Source organism: Sphingobacterium anhuiense (assembly GCF_042686355.1).
In the GTDB taxonomy this organism is placed as follows: domain Bacteria; phylum Bacteroidota; class Bacteroidia; order Sphingobacteriales; family Sphingobacteriaceae; genus Sphingobacterium; species Sphingobacterium anhuiense.
Genome location: NZ_JBHUPE010000002.1, coordinates 70,637 through 89,391, shown reverse-complemented (window position 1 = coordinate 89,391; position 18,755 = coordinate 70,637). Strand labels below are relative to the sequence as shown.

Annotated in this window: 14 protein-coding genes; 3 read left to right on the top strand and 11 right to left on the bottom strand. The window is 34.0% G+C overall.

Annotated elements, in window-relative coordinates; all coding sequences use genetic code 11:
- Nucleotides 1–63: 63 nt before the first annotated feature.
- From ACFS6I_RS03610 to ACFS6I_RS03600, 3 genes are all read right to left on the bottom strand, one after another.
- Nucleotides 64–390, bottom strand: a complete 327-nt coding sequence (locus ACFS6I_RS03610) for a nucleotide pyrophosphohydrolase (RefSeq protein WP_021192353.1) — start codon at nucleotides 388–390, stop codon at nucleotides 64–66.
- A gap of 4 nt (nucleotides 391–394) precedes the next feature.
- Nucleotides 395–853, bottom strand: coding sequence for a D-aminoacyl-tRNA deacylase (dtd, locus tag ACFS6I_RS03605; RefSeq protein WP_380918244.1), 459 nt, complete (start codon nucleotides 851–853; stop codon nucleotides 395–397).
- 131 nt (nucleotides 854–984) lie between these two features.
- Complete coding sequence (locus tag ACFS6I_RS03600; protein ID WP_380918242.1) at nucleotides 985–3,405, bottom strand: TonB-dependent receptor; 2,421 nt, start codon at nucleotides 3,403–3,405, stop codon at nucleotides 985–987.
- Nucleotides 3,406–4,221: 816 nt separating this feature from the next.
- On the opposite strand from ACFS6I_RS03600, the gene ACFS6I_RS03595 reads away from it, so the two are divergent.
- Genes ACFS6I_RS03595 through ACFS6I_RS03585 form a run of 3 tightly spaced genes read left to right on the top strand, consistent with a single transcriptional unit; the run spans nucleotide 4,222 to nucleotide 7,230 of the window.
- Nucleotides 4,222–5,391, top strand: a complete 1,170-nt coding sequence (locus ACFS6I_RS03595; protein WP_206368607.1) for an amidohydrolase family protein — start codon at nucleotides 4,222–4,224, stop codon at nucleotides 5,389–5,391.
- A gap of 34 nt (nucleotides 5,392–5,425) precedes the next feature.
- Nucleotides 5,426–5,707 (top strand): acylphosphatase, encoded by a 282-nt coding sequence (locus tag ACFS6I_RS03590; RefSeq protein WP_021192356.1) that lies wholly within the window; start codon nucleotides 5,426–5,428, stop codon nucleotides 5,705–5,707.
- A gap of 11 nt (nucleotides 5,708–5,718) precedes the next feature.
- Nucleotides 5,719–7,230, top strand: a complete 1,512-nt coding sequence (locus ACFS6I_RS03585; RefSeq protein ID WP_380918239.1) for an oligosaccharide flippase family protein — start codon at nucleotides 5,719–5,721, stop codon at nucleotides 7,228–7,230.
- A 12-nt stretch (nucleotides 7,231–7,242) separates the two neighbouring features.
- Here ACFS6I_RS03585 and dusB read toward each other — a convergent pair whose 3' ends face one another.
- From dusB to ACFS6I_RS03545, 8 genes are all read right to left on the bottom strand, one after another.
- Entirely contained in the window at nucleotides 7,243–8,241 is a 999-nt protein-coding gene (gene dusB / locus ACFS6I_RS03580) for a tRNA dihydrouridine synthase DusB (protein WP_132771576.1), read from the bottom strand.
- A gap of 307 nt (nucleotides 8,242–8,548) precedes the next feature.
- A complete protein-coding gene (locus tag ACFS6I_RS03575) occupies nucleotides 8,549–10,990 on the bottom strand; it encodes a TonB-dependent receptor domain-containing protein (RefSeq protein ID WP_380918237.1) in 2,442 nt (813 codons plus the stop codon).
- Between the two features lie 10 nt (nucleotides 10,991–11,000).
- Entirely contained in the window at nucleotides 11,001–12,134 is a 1,134-nt protein-coding gene (locus ACFS6I_RS03570) for a PepSY-associated TM helix domain-containing protein (RefSeq protein ID WP_132843537.1), read from the bottom strand.
- Nucleotides 12,135–12,216: 82 nt separating this feature from the next.
- Nucleotides 12,217–13,473, bottom strand: coding sequence for a DUF4374 domain-containing protein (locus ACFS6I_RS03565; protein ID WP_132771573.1), 1,257 nt, complete (start codon nucleotides 13,471–13,473; stop codon nucleotides 12,217–12,219).
- A 26-nt stretch (nucleotides 13,474–13,499) separates the two neighbouring features.
- Complete coding sequence (locus ACFS6I_RS03560; protein WP_380918235.1) at nucleotides 13,500–15,890, bottom strand: TonB-dependent receptor; 2,391 nt, start codon at nucleotides 15,888–15,890, stop codon at nucleotides 13,500–13,502.
- A gap of 406 nt (nucleotides 15,891–16,296) precedes the next feature.
- The gene (locus tag ACFS6I_RS03555; protein ID WP_260292226.1) at nucleotides 16,297–17,385 is read right to left on the bottom strand and encodes a hypothetical protein; all 1,089 of its coding nucleotides are present in this window, start codon (nucleotides 17,383–17,385) and stop codon (nucleotides 16,297–16,299) included.
- A gap of 142 nt (nucleotides 17,386–17,527) precedes the next feature.
- Nucleotides 17,528–18,166, bottom strand: coding sequence for a hypothetical protein (locus ACFS6I_RS03550; RefSeq protein WP_380918232.1), 639 nt, complete (start codon nucleotides 18,164–18,166; stop codon nucleotides 17,528–17,530).
- A 44-nt stretch (nucleotides 18,167–18,210) separates the two neighbouring features.
- Entirely contained in the window at nucleotides 18,211–18,726 is a 516-nt protein-coding gene (locus tag ACFS6I_RS03545; RefSeq protein ID WP_021192365.1) for an RNA polymerase sigma-70 factor, read from the bottom strand.
- Nucleotides 18,727–18,755 lie beyond the last annotated feature (29 nt).

Genomic DNA, 18,755 nt, shown 5'->3' with positions numbered 1-18,755 from the left:
ATGCAAACTGTATTAAAATTAATTTGATACTTATATAACGAACTAAATTATAGTAATGTTGTATTACTTTAATTTTTCATTGTTTTTATGTCGATCGGCGTCACGGATTGATTTTTTCTCTAAATTTTTTTCTAGCGCATCTGTTAAATCAATACCGGTTTGATTGGCCAGGCACATTAATACAAAGAGAACATCGGCCATTTCATCCGCTAAATTTACTTCTTTATCAGATTTTTTAAATGATTGTTCGCCATACTGTCTTGCCATAATTCTAGCAACTTCTCCAACTTCTTCCATTAGCATTGCTGTGTTTGTCAATTCATTAAAATAGCGAATACCTGTTGTATTGATCCATTTATCAATGGTCTCCTGTGCTTCTTTTATTGTCATAGTATTAGAAATTATCTTTATCCTGTGTATTCATTATAATGGTAACGGGGCCATCATTTAATAAATCAATTTTCATATCTGCACCAAATATTCCCATTTGCACTTCGCTGTTTATTAAAGTGCTAAGATAGTGGGCCATTTGTATGTACATCGGCTGTGCTTTATCTGGTTTGGCTGCACGGATGAAAGAGGGGCGATTTCCTTTTTTTGTTTGTGCGAATAATGTGAATTGGGATATAAGTAATATTTCACCACGTATGTCTAGCACCGATCTATTCATTAAACCGTTTTCATCATTAAATATTCGAAGATTGACGAATTTTTGTGCCATCCATCTCATATCTTCAATTGTATCTTCCTCTTCGATCCCAATAAGGATTAGTAAGCCATCTTTAATCTGACCTGTTATTTTGCTATCAACCGAACAGCTCGCCTTGGAAACTCGTTGTATTACTGCACGCATAGGACAATATTAAGAAAAAAATGCCAACTATTGAGTTTGATCTGATTAAGTATTGTTGACGTCATGGATCTTGAAAATGCTTTAAAAACAACTTGCGCCTTAAATTAATGTTGAAGGCGCAAGTTGTTTTATTAGAATTTTACGTTTAGGCTTAACATAAAATTTGTTGTAGCCTGTGGATAGTAAAAATTAAAATATTTTCGAGATGTACCGTCCATATAACCCCAAGTATATCCGTTGGTTTGATATTTTTCATTTAGGATATTGTTGACAGTAAGTCCAAGGTCTATATTTTTCAAACCTAATATGGAGAAATTATAAATAGCTCTAATATTGTTTACAAATGAAGGGTCTATACTTCTTAATTTGGCTGAACTATTGTCCAGATATTGTCTTGAAATATATTTTGATAATAGTGCAATTTCTACTGAACGAAGAGGGCGATAAGTGAACTCGCTTGATAAAATAGTTGCCGGAGAAAGTGCAATATCTGTTTTTTTAATGAATTCTCCACTCGTTTCATCCGTGTAATTTTTGATTTTGTTCTGACTTAGTCCCGCTGTTGCTTTCCAATCAAAATACGCTGAAATTTTCCATGCGGCATCTACTTCTAAGCCTATTCTATAGCTATTTGGGATATTCATTCTCAATGGAGAACCTACATTATTAAGTGCTCCGGTCGGAATAAGTTGATCTTTATAGAACATACCATAAAAGTTCGTACCGATGTTAAATGTTTCATTATTGAAGCGGTAGCCAGCTTCGATATCTTGCATTTTCTCTGGTTTGGGATTGTTTCCTTTTAGATCAACAAAGTCATTTCTGACAGGTTCTTTACTAGCATAGGCATATGAGGCGTATAAATTTGAATTTTCATTGATGAGGTAAGTAATTCCTAATTTTGGATTTACAAAATTGAATTTTCTTTTAAAATCCATTCCTTTGATTTTATCGTCATCACCTTTTACTTGGTAATTAATATTACGATACTGTATATCCGCAAATAATAACCATTTTTCGAATGTAAAGTCTGCTTTCAGAAATGTGCTGATGTCATCTTTTTTAGCATCATTGAGATAGTATTTATCCCCTAAGTTGCTGGCGGAAGCATATTTTGCCCAGATTATTTCACCGTAATGATCTCCCTTATATTGATTTGCAGCTCCACCCCATGTCAATTTTATTGTCTGTGAAGGATTATAGTTGAAGGAAAAGGTAGTCCCATAGAAGTAATTATCTAACCATCTTCTCCTTACCAAATCGGTTTGTTTGATGGTATCGGTTCCTGAAATGACTGGTGGTAAATTGTATTTTGAAAAGTCGTCTTCAGGTCGGAATTCTTCGTAATAGCCTGCACCTCTGGTGTAATGTAATGCCGCATTAAAAATTAGTTTTTCATTGATAAAATTGGTGTAATGTAACTGGTGATGTGTTTGCGTGTAGTTGTCTGTTTGGTTTTTATATAGGTATTTGTTGTAAGTGCGACCAGAATTTAGTAGATTTTCTGTTTCTAGCTGTGTATAGCCATCATTGACGGCATAATCTTTCATCCCCTCTACATCATTGTTTAATCTTGGCTCTGGTGTTCCGTACCAAGATTGATATGTTTTTTCCTTGCCAGAGAATACAATGGCCTTTAAAATATGTTTGTCACTATAATAACCTCCATCTACATAAAAAGACTTTAAATCGGAAGATGCTCGGTCGATATAGCCATCGCTCAAGATACGTGAGAGACGAACATTAAAGGCAAATTTATTATTTAGTAGTCCTGAACCTACTTTCAAAGTATTTTTCCAAGAATTATAAGAACCGAAAGAGTTGTTGAATTCTACGTAGGGCTCTTTTTCGAGTGTATTGGATTGTATGTTTAATGATGCCCCGAATGATCCCGCTCCGTTTGTAGAAGTTCCAATTCCTCTTTGAATCTGGATACTCTCGGTTGAGGATGCAAAATCGGGAAGATTGACGAAAAATGAGCCCATACTTTCCGCGTCATTCAACGGAATTCCATTCAATGTTACATTTATGCGGGCATTATCAGATCCTCTTATTTTCATATTTGTATATCCTATACCTGCTCCTGCGTCCGATCCTATGACGACAGATGGTGTTTGATCTAGTAGATATGGAATATCTTGTCCGAAATTGTTTTTAGCGATATCTTGTTTGCTAATATTTTTATAGGTTGTAGAAGAGTTGTTTTTGGCACGTGTTGCCATGACCAGGACTTCTTCTGTTTTTATAGCACGTGGTTTTAGAAAGATTTCAAGATCAGTATTTTGTACCAGATCAATCTGCTTCTTTTCTGTACTATAGCCTATGTAAGAGATTGTTATGGCGTATTGTCCATCAGGTAATCCTGAAAACTTTGAAGTGCCATTTCGATCAGTTGTTAAATTCTTACTCTGATTTTTTGTCAGAACGATACTTGCGCCCTGTAACGATTTTTTTGTTTCATTGTCTAAGACTTTGATGGATAAAGCGTTTTGAGCTGATACGGATAATGTTATTCCTAGAAATAGCACTGTGCTGATTAAATTTTTAATCATGTTTTTTAATTGAATTTTGAGTTAAACAAACTATTGCTAGGGGTTACAACAGTTTTTCACTTATTTAACTAACCTTTTCCCTCCGCCAGCATTATCTGGATCAGGTGCACAACACATAAATGTATTGTTGGGTATAATCTCAGCCTTTATTCGTGTTCGTAGAACAAGGCACCCCTTATTGATAATGCGAAGGTATTAAATAAAATCTGTACTAAAAATATAATGTAAAAATGGATGTTGAGGAATTGAGTTTTGGAATATCAATTTGTTTTGCTCGTAAAAATAAGTGGAATAGATTTTCGTTTATAGGATTGTATTATGATGAATGTTGTGTTGCTTTATCTTTAGCTTCTTTCGGATTTTAAAGTAGCTGTATTGATCCGGTTTCTTTTTTTAATAACTAAAAGGATGTCCATTTATAATTCCATGATTTATTGATGCTTCACTGACATAACGTCATTGAATCGCTACAAAAATGAATAAAATTGTGGTTTTTAGATAATATATTGGCTGAATTTAAACTTATTCCCTACCTTCAAAAAATATGCTAAAATTCAAACTTTTAGCTCATGTTAATTATTTTTAGCAACAAGGGAGTTTTTATTAAGGTTTAAATTTATGTTACATTCTTATAAGTTAATTTATCTAAAAGCCTTTGATTTTTATCACGATTAAATAATTAAACTAATTGTGTAAATTTGTTTTTTTTAATGGTAATGTTTTTTTTACTAAATTTTGGCACGAATTTTAACGTTAATAACCACAGTTCCTTTGCGTTGACCTGAATGCTAAGTAACTATTAAAGTTTTTATAATAATGAAATATTTTAGCGCTACCTATATCTTACCAATTACATCTTTACCTATTAAAGATGGAGTGGTAAAAGTTAATGATGATGGTGAAATCCTTGGGATTTATGAAAGTAAAGACGTAGAATTGAGCGGCCAGCATATTGAAAAATTTGAAGGAGTTATTGTTCCTGGATTTATTAATGCGCACTGTCACTTAGAATTGTCCCATATGAAGGGTACGATTCCGCAAAAGACTGGATTACCAGCTTTTCTTTCTTCGGTTATGACAAGTCGTGGCACTTCTTTAAAAGTGATTGATAAAGCGATGGCTGCTGCTGATGAAGAAATGTACAATAATGGTATTGTGGCAGTTGGAGATCACGTGAATTCTGATAACACATCTAACATTAAGGAGTCTAGTAAGATTCTTTACCACACTTTTGTGGAAGTCTTCGGAGTAGAACCGGATGAAGCTGATGGTCGATTGCAGGAGGCTAAGGATTTGATTCATGAATTTGATCCAGCACATTCTTCAATTACACCACATGCTCCTTATTCTTGTTCGAAAATACTTCTGAAGAAATTTAAAAAAGCGGTTTCTGATGTTAATATTATCAGTATTCATAATCAAGAGAGTGATGAAGAAAATAGATTGTTTCGTTATAAAACGGGAGGATTTATCGATTTCTTTAAAGTAATAGGGAAAAATCCTGATTTGTTTAAAGCTCAGGCTAGAAATTCAATTCAGTCATATTTACCATATTTACCTCATCCTAATAAGTTGATCTTGGTTCACAATACGTATACGTCATTGAAAGACCTTGATTTTGTGGACCGAATGGGCCGTGATATCGTATGGTGTTTATGTCCGAAGGCGAATCTTTATATTGAAGGTCAATTGCCAAAAGTAATGAACTTTGTAAACGATAATCAAAAAATTGTAATCGGTACAGATAGTTTAGCATCCAATGATAAGCTTTCAATTTTAGATGAATTAAAAGTGTTACATAAACATTTTGATAATTTAGATTTTCAGCAATCTATCCAGTGGGCTACTATTAATGGGGCACAGGCTTTAAATATCGATGATAAATTTGGTTCAATTGAAGTTGGTAAAAAACCAGGTCTTGTTCTATTGAAAAATATGGAACATTTTAGATTATCTGATAAAGTTACGGTGCAAAGATTAGCATAGTAAAATACTCAAAATCTTCTGTACTTTTGTTGATATGAAACATGTTAATATTTCTATCAAAGGAAAAGTACAGGGGGTTTATTTTAGGTTATCTACCAAAGCAGTTGCCGACCAATTGGGTATTAAAGGGTTTGTTAGAAATTTAGCGGATGGTTCTGTTTATATTGAGGCAGAGGGTGATGATTTTGCTCTAGATTGTTTAAAAGAATTCTGTGAAGAGGGACCTGAGCGCGCAGTAGTGGAAGAAGTGATTTGTGAAGAGGGCGTCTGGGAAGATTTTAAGAATTTTGAAGTGCTAAAAAAATCGTCTAAATAAATCTTAATATCTTGTCTGTTTTTAAGAAATTTGCTGGTCAAACCTTGATCTACGGTCTCAGTACTATCATCTCTAGATTACTGAATTTTGTTTTAACGCCAATTTTCGTTCGTAAATTTGAAGCTTCCACCTATGGAATATTTACGAATATGTATTCTTGGGCAGCTATGATCAATGCATTCCTAGCTTTTGGGATGGAAACAACCTATTTTAGATATTTACAGAAAGTTGAGGAGAAGGATAAATCTAAAGTATTCAATAATAGCTTTGTTGTCACCATTTTTACTTCTTTAATTTTTCTATTAACTATTCTTATTTTTTCTAATGACATTGCGCATTGGTTTGCAAAAGAAAATATTGACTCTGTAGGTCAATATAAAAGCTATATTTACTTTGTTGGACTTACTTTAGTCGTTGATGCACTTGCTGTTGTTCCTTTTGCCAAAGTTCGTGCTAATGGTCGGCCATTGCGCTACGGCGTATTGAAGTTAGTCAATATCATCACATTTGTTATTTTAAACTTGACATTCATTGTCTTCATACCTTATTTACTTCAACATTTTCCGGATACTGAACTATATTTTTCTAGCTGGTATATAGACTCATGGTTGGGTTATGTGTTTATTTCTAATTTTGTAGCGAGTGCAGTGACATTGTTGATGCTGTTGCCCGAGATTAGAACATTTAATTTTAAAATTGATCGGGTGTTGTTAGGTGATATGTTTCGATATAGCTTTCCTATTTTGATCGCTAATATTTCATTTATCATAAACGAAAACCTAGATAAGATTTTAATGCCTGAATTATTACCGAAAAGTATTGCTGACCGAGATGTTGGTATATATGGTGCTATTGCAAAGATTGCTGTTTTCTTAAGCATTTTCGTGCAGGCATTTCGTTTAGGAGCCGAACCTTTTTTCTTCTCCTATGCCAAAAATGATAATTCGAAAAAGGTTTATGCAATGATCATGGAATATTTTGTGATTGCTATGATGGTTGTCATGATCGGATTGTCTGTCAATATTGAATGGCTTAAGTATTTTATTCAAGGAGGATCTGCTTCAGAGAGTGCAGAATATTGGTCGGGTCTATTTATTATTCCTGTTATTTTATTCAACTATGTGATGCTTGGGATATATATGAACCTTTCTGTGTGGTATAAACTTTCTGATCAAACACGATACGGTCTCTATATTTCTGGTATTGGGGCTTTAATTACAATTATATTGTGTTATATCCTGATTCCGCGCTACAGCTATGTAGGTGCAATTTATGTGACGACCATAACTTATGGTGTAATGGTATTTTTATCCTATTTTTGGGGACAAAAGAATTATCCAATTCCTTATAAGATCTTTAAAATTGGGGCTTATATGTTGGTTGGTACTATGATCGTTTATATCCATTACATAGTATTTGACCGGAATTTTTGGATTGGCAATATGATGTTGATTGCTTACTTATTGGGAACCGTTTTTGTCGAGAGGAAAACGGTAATGAAGATGTTGAAGTCTAAAAGTTAGAAGAAGCTATTTTTAATAAATAGCTTCTTCCGCAAAGTTATGTTGTATTTCGTCTAACACTTCTTGGATCTCTTCGAATGTCTGAAGACTGACTAATCGCATTCTGTATTCTTTAAAGTCTGGTATACCTTTAAAGTAGTTTGAATAATGACGACGCATTTCGAAAATACCTGTTTTAGGTCCTTTCCATTCAATTGATTTAACCAAATGTGTTCTGCACACATCTACACGTTCAGCAATTGTTGGACCGGCTAAACGTTCTCCTGTGTTGAAAAAGTGTTTTATTTCTCTAAATATCCAAGGATATCCAATTGAGGCGCGACCAATCATAATACCATCAACTTCATATTCCTGGCGCCATGCAATTGCTTTTTCTAAAGAATCTACATCTCCGTTTCCAAAAATTGGAATTTTAATGCGTGGATTACGCTTAATATCACGAATCATAGACCAATCTGCTTGCCCTTTATACATTTGTGCGCGTGTACGTCCATGTATTGATAAAGCTTTAATACCGATATCCTGTAAACGTTCTGCCACTTCATAAACATTTTTGGTATCATCGTCCCAGCCAAGGCGGGTCTTCACAGTAACTGGTAGATGTGTTCCTTCCACGACTGCTTTTGTCATTGCGACCATACGATCAATATCTTGCAATAAACTAGCACCTGCTCCACGGCAAGCTACGTTTTTAACTGGACAACCGTAATTAATATCGATTAGATCTGGATTTGCTAATGTGCAGATTTCAGATGACTGTCTCATGTGTTCGATTTCGGAACCGAAGATTTGTATACCTATTGGTCTTTCATACTCGAAGATATCTAACTTTTTACGTGATTTTGCTGCGTCTCGAATTAATCCTTCTGAAGAGATAAATTCCGTATACATCATATCTACCCCATTTTGCTTACAAACAAAACGGAATGGCGGATCACTTACATCCTCCATTGGAGCTAGCAATAATGGAAAGTCTCCTAAATCTATATTTTCGCCAATCTTAACAGACATATTTGATTTTTTTACAAAGATAGCAATTTTGAGATAGTTCTATTTATGGTGTTTTTGATATGAATGTCATATGATGATTTAGGAAATTCATGATTTATCGTTTATTAATATGTAGGGCATGTTTCTTGCTAAAATATGCTTCTTCGTAAAGAGATTAATTAGTAAGGATATATGTTCTGAAGTTTTCAAAGTTGTTCGTATTTACAACGCTCGAATAAGTATAAATAGAAAACAGCTATCAATTTCTTTTGATAGCTGTTTTCTATTTATACTGGTGTGGAATATCACCTTTGCATCGTGTTGATTTTTATAATCTATTTTTGATATCTTCCGAACCTGTTGAGCGTTCTTTTGCTCTGTTATCTGAACCTCCAAATCGGTAATTGAATGATAAAATTGCTGTTCTGCTATCTGGATTTGATTTTCCTATTAATCTCACTGCATTGGATACTGTTTCATATCGACGGTTATTGGTATGAAATATGTCGTTAACGACCAGCTTAATCGTTGCTTTTTTACTTAAAATGCTCTTTTGTATTCCACTGTAAATAAGTCCGTAACTTTTGATATTCGTTAAACCAATGGTCAGACCAGAATTATAATTTCCTCCAATCTCTACAGACCAATCTTTGGGTAGTTTGAAAGTATTTTGTGTATTTAATGATAACGTATTGCCTGATCTTTTGATTAATTCATTTTCTTGTGGAATCTCATATTCGTTTCTGTAATAGTTTGCAAAATGTGTAGCTGTCCACCAGGAAAATAATTGTGTAGGAGCCATGAATGATACGCCAAAATTTTTGAATGAACCGATATTTTCTGGTCTTTCAAAAGTGATTTGTTTGTTTGTAGGATCTAATCCTATGATATCATTTACGACATTAGATCTGTCTGCATAATTTAACGTAAATATATATTTGTTAGCTAGCGTATAGTTAGCTTCATAAGCGTGCTCGTAAGCAGGATCTAGTTTTGAATTCCCTTCTGAATAGGAGAAGGGATCTGTATAGACGCGGAATGGATTTAGACTCCAGAAGGATGGACGCTCGATGCGATAGCTATAGCTTAGTTGTACTTTATGATTGTTATTGATGCTATAAGATAAAAATGCTGATGGGAAAAACTTTAAATAATCCTTAGAGAACTGTTCATTTAAAGTTATTTGATTACCATCGGTAGATGTGTGCTCTGCTCGTAATCCTACTTGTGTTGAAAATTTGTTCCAAGTTTTTGATAGATTGACATAACCTGCTTGTATCGTTTCTTTATAAATGAAGTGATTACTTGTCGATAGATCTGGAACATAATTCTCATTTAGCAATGTATCATACCGCAAATCGTTTTCTGTCCGGATATGACTAGATTTCCAACCAGTTTCTAGCTTAAAAGTTTCATTAAAAGGGAGGGTATAATCAATTTTTGCAACATAAACCTTACTGTCTGAGGGAATATCGCCAGTGCGTGATGATAAAGGGCGTATATTATTTTGATTTTCATTACTGTATTTAGTATTCAGTGTTTGATCCATTTTGGAATAATGGTCAATCATATCAAAATCTACTTTTAGTTCATGCCCATTTTCATTGAACTTCAGGTTATAATTGATGTTATATAACATGTCTTCCCATCTTTCTTTTCCTTCGGTTATGGTTGATGCCGACCAGATGAGATCTTTTGTCGCATAGTTTCTAAAATGATTGGTGGTTGGTTCATATTTTGGATATTTACCAAAGCCTCCATTTAATAGAAATCCCAAAGTCTGTTTTGAACTTAAATAAAAATCCATACCAACTCTGAAATTATTTGAACGCAGTTTCGGTTGAATTTTGTTTTCCTGTTGGGAGAAGGTTTCTGGTTCTGCTTGCGCATCTTTATAAAAGTAGCGTGTTAATGAATTGTAATATTCTAAATTCTGAAAGTATTGATTGTAATTTCCGAAGATATTTACTTTTTCCGTTCTGTAATTTAGGTCTAAACTACCGCCTAGGTGTAATCCCCGACCTGCTCCCATATTTCCGGAAACAGCTCCGTTCAATCCTTGCTTCAATCCTTTTTTTAATACGATATTGATTATCCCTGATGTTCCTGCCGCATCTTGCTTGGCATTAGGATTAGTCATAACTTCAATTTTTGTTATATCGTTTGAGGATGTGCTTCTTAACAAATTGGCTAGCTGATCTGCGGAGAGGTAGGTAAGTTTTCCGTTAATCATGATAGAAGCACCAGATTTTCCTTTTAAACTGAAGGTTCCATTATCATCTAGACTTATACCTGGAATTTTGGTCAAAAGTTCTAATCCACTGTTACCATCTGCTAAAGCAGAGTTTTCTATGTTGAAAATGGTTTTATCTTGATGTTGTTCTATAAATTGCTTGCGTTTATTGATGACAACCTCACCCAGATAAGCATTGTTTTGAAGCAATACAATTTTCCCAAAATCATATGCATTCACGTGCTCGCTTAATATGAATTGAGATGTTTTAAAATCTTCGTGCGTCATATTTTTTATATGCACATAGTAATTTCCATATGGTGCATTAGGGAAAATAAAATTCCCTATGCTATCGGCAGTAATAATTTTTGCGACAGTTCCATCATGAACGCGATGTAAAGTTACTTGTGCATGGGGTACAGGTTCGTTCTGTTCATCTAGGACACGGCCCATGATTTTAGCAGAATTTTGAGCACTGGCAACAAATAAAGTAAAAACTAGAAATAAACTAAGTAAGTATCTGCAATGATGAAACATGTCTGCAAGATTAAGATGTTATTGGATGAATAGATTTTGATTTTTTTACTGTTTTTTTCTTTTTCCCCCACCAGATATAGAAACCAGTAATCGGTAATGTTGCGCAAATAAGTGATGCTAAAAAATATATTATTTTAGTAGTCATTCCCCCAATGAATCCTGTATGTAAGGCATAATTTGCGCGCATTAGCCATTCTGTGGTATTGGCATCATCAATGGGACCTTGTTTTCTGCCTGTTAATTCTAGCGTATTACGGTCAAAATTTAAGTCACGCCATATACCATTTTCCATATCTGTACATGCATATACGGATTTATCCTCGGCTTCAGGGTAGTGGACGATAACGGCTTCTTTGTTATGGCGAGCATATTCATGGCGCACTTTATACCAGATTTGATCAGCAACAACCAATGCATCATTCAAGGGCTGATCATCAGGTATTTCTTTTTCAACTTGTTCTACTTTAGGTTTATTCGGGTATCCTCCGCTGAGCCAAACTACTGATTTGCGCATCCACGGGAAGCTCATGATTAATCCTGTAAGGCACATAACTAAGGCTATGGTTAGTCCGTAAAATCCTAATACATTGTGCAGGTCATAATTTACTCGTTTGAACCGCGCTTTCCATTTGATGGTAAAACTCTGCTCACGAGATCTTTTGTTCCATTTTTTTGGCCACCATAAAATAAGACCAGTGATTAGTAGTGAAAAGAATATAAAAGTACTCCAGCCGACTACTTGACGGCCGATCTTGTTCGGCATCCATAGATGACGGTGCCCTTCATCCATGAAATGAAAGAAATCTTCATGATTAACAACAGCTAGGATCTCAGCTGTATAAGGATTGACATAGACTAAACTATCGGAGTGGTCTAAACTTACTTTAACTGATTTATCTAAACCATAATACCAGGAACTAGCTATTTCTTTATCTGGAATGGCTGTCTTTACAGCTTTGTAGATTGCAGATGGAGGAAGCTGATCTTCTGATCTTTGTGCTTCTACGCGGATATAATTTGTAGTGAATTCTTTGATGTCATGTTCGAAGACAAGTACACAGCCGGTTATACTTAGTATAACAACAGGTATGCCTGCCGCTAGTCCTAACCAAAGATGTAGCCATGCATTAATTTTGCTGAGCATAATGATTTAAAGCGCTATTTATAAAGTGATAAAATTTATTCTGTCAAAGTATTTCTTTGACAGAATAAATGGATTTTCAATTTTAGTAATTGATTTTACTCATGGATGAAACACCAGATACACCGACAAATTTTAAACCTCTTTTGGCTGTTGCATTATTGATGTCAATTGTATAGGTATAATATTGTTTGTCTTCTAAACTCTGACATGCATAGTAAGCTTTACTGCCATCTTTTTCAACAAATACGACGTCCTTATATCCTTGTTGTTCATGGGCAGGAATTTCTTTGATTTCAGTCATCTTTTTTGTCTGAATATCGACGATATATAATTTTACTAATCCACCTCCTACACCTTCAGCTTGTTCGCCTTTATTATAAACTGTCATTAAGAATTTATCATCTTTAAGATAACTTCCTCTTGCAATTTTGCCATTTCCTAATGATTCAATATCAAAATAATAGTCTTTATCAAATTCATCCGTTCCTTTCTTAATTCGAAGAAATCCTGATTTGTTTTTAGAAGCTAAAGATGCTTCATTTGCTGAAAACCAAACGTATGCATCACCTTTGTTGTCTACAGCAAGACCTTGTTGTGCCCACCAATTTCCAATATGTGAACCACGTCCATCTCTAATTGTTTTTTCGAATTTTAGCTCAGGATAAGAGAAGATACCGATGTAAGTAGTGTCGGTGGTTGTGAAATTACCGCCCCAGTTGTTTGATCCGTCTCCAGATTGAAAAGGAACATATATTTTGTTTCCTACTTGAAACACGCCGGTCCAGATGGCCATTCTTTTTCCGCCTAAAACTTTGGATAGATCAACGGTGTTTTTATTTGCTATAGAGAAATTTTGAGCATCGTAATTTCTTAGGGTTGCCACTGGATTAACAATACTTCTATTTGTGGTACCTAATATAATATTTTTGTCTCCAAAATGTCCATAAATACCTGATGTCTCAGCATTTACTTGTTCATCTTTAAGTCTCTGGAACTCACCTTTACTGTCAATGTTGTACGGGGTTATCGGTCCTTGACCACCATATGTTAGTCCAAAGATATAGTTGTTCTGATTGATAAAGGATTGTTCTGTCGCTGGCATACCGTTACCTACAATACTGAGTGTTCCATCGCTTACATTATCTGTTGACAGGATATAATTACCTGAAGTTCCAGCTTCTCCACTACCTTGTCCATTTACGATAAAAACAAATTTTTCTCTTTTTCCGGAATTTCCGGTATCACTTCCTCCATCAGAAGGATTGTCTTTTGAACATGCAGTGATGGCTAAAACGCCACATGCTAGGGTCAGCATTTTTAAAGTGTTTAACTTTTTCATTGTATTTATTTATTGAATTGTGATTGTTATTTTGTACGTATAAAGTATCTGAACTTAATATTGAAAGATCTACTTGGTTTTTGCATTTCGAAATTGTCGAAACGTGTTGCATCGGTTAGATTATTACATTCTAAAGCGATATTATATTTTCCAGATGCTAAAGAATAGATGATGTTGACATCATGTGATACTTGTGTTGGGATTCTATATCTTTGAGATGGGGTCGCTAAACTTGGCCAATCTAAAAAGAACTCATGTATATATTGAAGATTATATCCAACCGTTAAAGTATTATTCTGTTTACCGACGTTGTGAAAATAGTAAGCCGCGTCAGCATTACCATATAAATAGGGCATATTTGGCATTCTATCTTTGTAGATACTACTTTGTATAATTTGCGAAGGTTCAACTTTAGTCGTGTTGATCAGGTTTTGGTAGGTCATATTTCCTCCAACTGAAAACAGGTTCTTGAAATAATATTTTAAGTTGATATCAACACTATTGTTTTGTACACTTCTTAGATTAGCACTTTTAAGTTCTCTCTTATTATTGCTGCTTAATGGTCCTACATACTGGCGTATAAAATCTTTAGCATTGCGGAATATGTAATTGGCATCTATGATAATTTGTTGGTTTTTTTGTAATTTTAAAGCATATGATAAACCTAAGTTGATATTATCACTACTCTCGGGTCTTAGACCAGGATTACCACTAATATTGATGGCATCACCAAATAATTCGGTATTATCGGGAAGTCGGTATGCTTTCTCATAGGAAGCTTTTAGTTGAATGTCTGGATTCAGGAAATAGGAAGTTGCTAAGCCATATCCGATTTTATTGATTGATATTTCCACATTCTCATAAATTTCCTTCTCAAGTTCATTGAAGTATTTTCCATTTTGATTGTAGTTTTTTAGAAAAATATTAGCATCCCAACGATCACGTATGGAGGTTCTATATCCGATTCCTGTAATGTTTTTTATTGTTTTGCGTGGGAGCTTATTAACTTCTAAATCTGGATAGTAATGATCTTTTCCTTTTCTGTCAAATGTTGTCAACAAATGATTGATCATAATGCTATTATTCTTGTTAATTGCATAAGAGATGTTGGCCGTAAGATTGCCATTGTTGTTTTTGTAGCGGTAATCTGTTAAGTCGTTTTCACCTCCTGGAGCATTTGGATCTTTTGGATTTTTAGGTATACTTTCTCCTGTCCAAGTGAATCTTCTTGGGACGGTATCCAAACTTCTTTCCGTACCGAAATTGTATCGAGCGTTTATCGTTACATCTAAACCTGCTGTCAATAAATTTCTCTTGATGTATTTAAAAGTAGGCTGTACAATGTTTCCTTGGCTTTCTCGACCTCCAAATACATCTTCCATAGTATTACCTGTCTGGATTTCTTTCTTATTCTGACCAAGGGTAATACCAAAAAGGAGCTGATCAGCGTATTTTTTATTAGAAACGCCCATATTATATACTAATGTTTCATTTCTGTATGCATCGTGGAAACGTTTCCTTCTTTCGGCGGGGTAAAATTTTCCGGTTTCAAAATTGTATGATCTTACATTTACCAAGTAATTGTTGTCCGAATAATTTTGAAAAGCAGAAAGCATCATTGTAAAACCGTTGTTAGCAATGTATCCGGCATTAACTGAAGTTTTGTGGGTGTTAAATGAGCCATATGAATATGAAGCATCTAAATATTTTCCCGGCTGGTTTTTGGTTACAATGTTGACTGCTCCACCTAATGCATCGCCTCCTAACCATACTGGAACGACACCTTTGTAGACTTCAACTCGTTCTGCAAAATTGATTGGTATGTTGTTTAACTGAAAGGACGATCCGAAATTATCCATAGGAATTCCATCAACGAATAATTTAACCTGATTGCCCGAAAAACCATTTAAGCTAAAATTCATGTTTGACCCTACACCACCCGACTCTCGCAGTCTAACGCCCGAAACACGATTTAATGCCTGACCAATATCCATTGTTGTATTGTACAATTTCTTCGCATCGATTGCTGTAACATTAAATGGTTGCTTTTGTATTTCTTTTGCTTCGGATCTTGCAACGATCTCGACTTCATCCATTGTTGTCTGTTGTGAAGCCAGTTTTATAGATAGCACTTCAGTGTTTTTCTGGCTAATAAGAAAAGTTCTGTCCTTGGCTTTGAATCCAACAGCAGATACTCGTATAGTATAGTTGGCAAAAGCGATATTTTTTATTGAAAATAAACCGCTTTTATCAGCTTGGGTCACTTGATTTGTTTCAAGAATTGTAATAGTTGCACCCTCAATAGGTGTATTTGAGGTGGTACTTATTCTTCCTTTTATTTCTCCTCTCTGTTGTGCGTAAGCAGTAAACGATATGATTAAATATAGACTTGACCATATTATTTTTAAATTCGACATCCCTTTATTTAGATTAATTATACATAGAGGTGTTGCGTAACTCTAAATATACCGAAGGTCAGAGTGAGAAAAAGATTATAAAATGTGCTATTTGCTTAATTTTTAGGCTAATAAAATTTATACATCTAAATTTATTTAGTTTTTAGGCTACTCATTTTTGGAATAGATTTATGATGATAATGTCAAATTGAAATATCATCATTGATTAGCGCCATAAAAAGATAGATAGCGAATTATGGAGTTAGCAAGAAGAAGAGAAAGGTTTAATACTGTTGTATGGAGACAATATTTCTTGGTCGAAGAGGTTTCAAAACAAAAATCAAGTTGATTTTAAATTGATTTATTTAACAATATTCAAATGACAAGTGGTAAGATATTCGGAGCGAATTATTTTCAGCTATAAAAACTAATTTAGTTTGTCTATACGGACAATGAAATCTGTCTCTTTGTCTAATTTTAGTCCGGTACTTATCTTTTTAGTTTGGATATTGTATATCCAAACTTGATGATTATCATCTTTATCGTCAATGGTGATATATGCCTTACCATTCTCCACAAGAACAGATTCTTTGCGAGTTCCTTTATCGTAGGGTAGGGTTAGCTTTGTTGCTGTTTGTTTTAATAAATCTACAACATAATATTCAAATTGATAAGTTGAATGATGATCGCTGAAATCGTTATAAAGGTCTTTTCTTTCACTACGAATGATTGCTTCATTATTCCCTAAGTACCACATGCCATAGGCATGATTTTGATTTGTAGCGGTAAGATTAAAGAAATAGCTTGAATCTACTGTTGTTGTATTATTTGGTATTTTAAATATTGCGGTAGGTTTACTGAGATTGTTTCCTAGAGCAATTCCTGGGCAACTCATAAAATAGAAATTTCCTCTCTCATCATGAAAACTATAAGACTGTACTGTATTGACTCCTCCTGGGTAGGTGGATCGGTTATCTTTTTGTATGCTTTTTATCTTTAGCGTTTGTGGGTCTAATGTTGCAAAATACATGGTGTCAATAGTCGTAAAATCTGTTTCGTTGATTACTTTATTGTATGTATATCCCAGTATGAGATTATTCTGATGTAAAGTGCTGAATCCTATTGAAACTATCGGAAATTTAATTGGAGCAACTGGTAAATGTATTTCTTCTTTTTGTATGATCTCGAATTTCTTTACATCTATTTTATAGTAGTGCAGTTTACTATATGTTTTATTGTCAAGCGTAAAAAGTAATAACGTATCTTTTCCTTGCCAATTCATATTTTCTATATGTTGATTGGACATCGGAATCGCAGCTATTTCTGTTAATGCACTTTCCTGCATTTCGAATTTTATGAATTTTCCACTTTTTATATGATAGAAAAATCCATTATGTACGATGATGCTTCGATCAAAATATTGTGTTGGTAAGTCGATACCATCTTTAAGAATATTTATTGTCCCCGAATCTATAGAATTGGTTGTTACGATGGTATTTCCCAAATTCTTATTCATAATATACAAGCTGTAGTTGTTGGAACTACTGTTGCTTTGGTCTCTACTCGAACAACCAATAAAGAAAACCATTAATAAAAGTAGAATAGTTTTAGAAATAGGTTTTAATTGCATGGAAATTGAAGTTATTAATAGAGGCTTGTTATATAATGTTAAACTGTAATTTAAGCTGATTCTGTATTGTAGGTGCTAAAAAAGTGAGTTCCGATTGGGAGAGAATAATTTGCTTGCCTGTATTTTTAGAGTTTAGAATGAAATAAGTTTCTCCATTTTTTAATTCCTTTTTTTCTCTAGTTCCAGTAAAACTAAACTCGAAATCTTTCTTTGGAATAATAACCATTGTACCCATTGAAAAAAACTCTCCAGTTTCTACATTAATTTTTGCTGTAGCATGCTTTCCTAAAATTAGTTCATAACTATTTTTTTCAAAATACTTTGAATTTGCACTTGTGCTATTATCAAAAATGGCATAACTAACTTCTTTGTCTATATTGTTTTTACAGATAAAGAGGCCGAATAAAATTACGATTGAAGCAGCGATACTTATGTAACGTATTAGTCTTTTTCTATTATTATCAACTTTAATTGGGGCTGGTTCAATTATATTAGCTGCAATGTTTTCCCAGATCTGTGATTGGATACGGGACTTGTCAATTTGAGGAAGTGATAGTGGAGAAAAGTCCAAATTATCATCTACAAGCCATTCCTCCACAAGAATTCTTTCTTCTGGGGTGCATTGGTTTAAATGATATTTCTCTATCAACTTTTGATCAACTTTCATCGGCTTAAATCCTTAATAGCAAAAATACAGGATTTCTTTTTTATTTAATTAATATATTCGGTTAATTCGGTTTTTAGCGTTTTTAAAGCTTTGGAAATGTGATATTCTACAGCTCGTTCTGATATATATAATTTATGGGCTATTTCTTTATTTGTTAAACCTTGATCTCTGCTCATTTGAAAAACATTTTTACATTGAGCGGGTAATTTATTGACTAATGATGAAATCTTCTCCGATAGTTCTTGAGCAATTAAAGGATGCTCTACATAGTGGTTTTCCGCAGTATTAATTATGTTTTCTAAATGATGTTGGCGCGTAACTTTATTACGAATATATTCAAAGGTTTTGAGTTTAACAGCTCTGATTAAGTATCGCTCAACTTCTAGAAGCCGAAGATCATCACGCCGTTCCCATAATGATTTAAAAACTTCTTGAACGATTTCTTTTGCAACTTCTTCATCTTGGATATTTTTGATACAAAATGCAAACATACCTTCCCAATATTGAAGGTATATTTGCTCAAAACTATCTTTATTTATGATAAAAATTTTTGTGTCCAAAATAAGAAGCGGCTACTTAATCTGTGATT

Coding starts and splice junctions, on each gene's coding strand:
- dusB (WP_132771576.1), bottom strand. CDS start 8,241: ATGTCTGTTAAGATTGGCGAAAATATAGATTTAGGAGACTTTCCATTA.
- ACFS6I_RS03570 (WP_132843537.1), bottom strand. CDS start 12,134: ATGCTCAGCAAAATTAATGCATGGCTACATCTTTGGTTAGGACTAGCG.
- ACFS6I_RS03560 (WP_380918235.1), bottom strand. CDS start 15,890: ATGTCGAATTTAAAAATAATATGGTCAAGTCTATATTTAATCATATCG.
- dtd (WP_380918244.1), bottom strand. CDS start 853: ATGCGTGCAGTAATACAACGAGTTTCCAAGGCGAGCTGTTCGGTTGAT.
- ACFS6I_RS03610 (WP_021192353.1), bottom strand. CDS start 390: ATGACAATAAAAGAAGCACAGGAGACCATTGATAAATGGATCAATACA.
- ACFS6I_RS03575 (WP_380918237.1), bottom strand. CDS start 10,990: ATGTTTCATCATTGCAGATACTTACTTAGTTTATTTCTAGTTTTTACT.
- ACFS6I_RS03550 (WP_380918232.1), bottom strand. CDS start 18,166: ATGAAAGTTGATCAAAAGTTGATAGAGAAATATCATTTAAACCAATGC.
- ACFS6I_RS03555 (WP_260292226.1), bottom strand. CDS start 17,385: ATGAATAAGAATTTGGGAAATACCATCGTAACAACCAATTCTATAGAT.
- ACFS6I_RS03595 (WP_206368607.1), top strand. CDS start 4,222: ATGAAATATTTTAGCGCTACCTATATCTTACCAATTACATCTTTACCT.
- ACFS6I_RS03565 (WP_132771573.1), bottom strand. CDS start 13,473: ATGAAAAAGTTAAACACTTTAAAAATGCTGACCCTAGCATGTGGCGTT.
- ACFS6I_RS03590 (WP_021192356.1), top strand. CDS start 5,426: ATGAAACATGTTAATATTTCTATCAAAGGAAAAGTACAGGGGGTTTAT.
- ACFS6I_RS03600 (WP_380918242.1), bottom strand. CDS start 3,405: ATGATTAAAAATTTAATCAGCACAGTGCTATTTCTAGGAATAACATTA.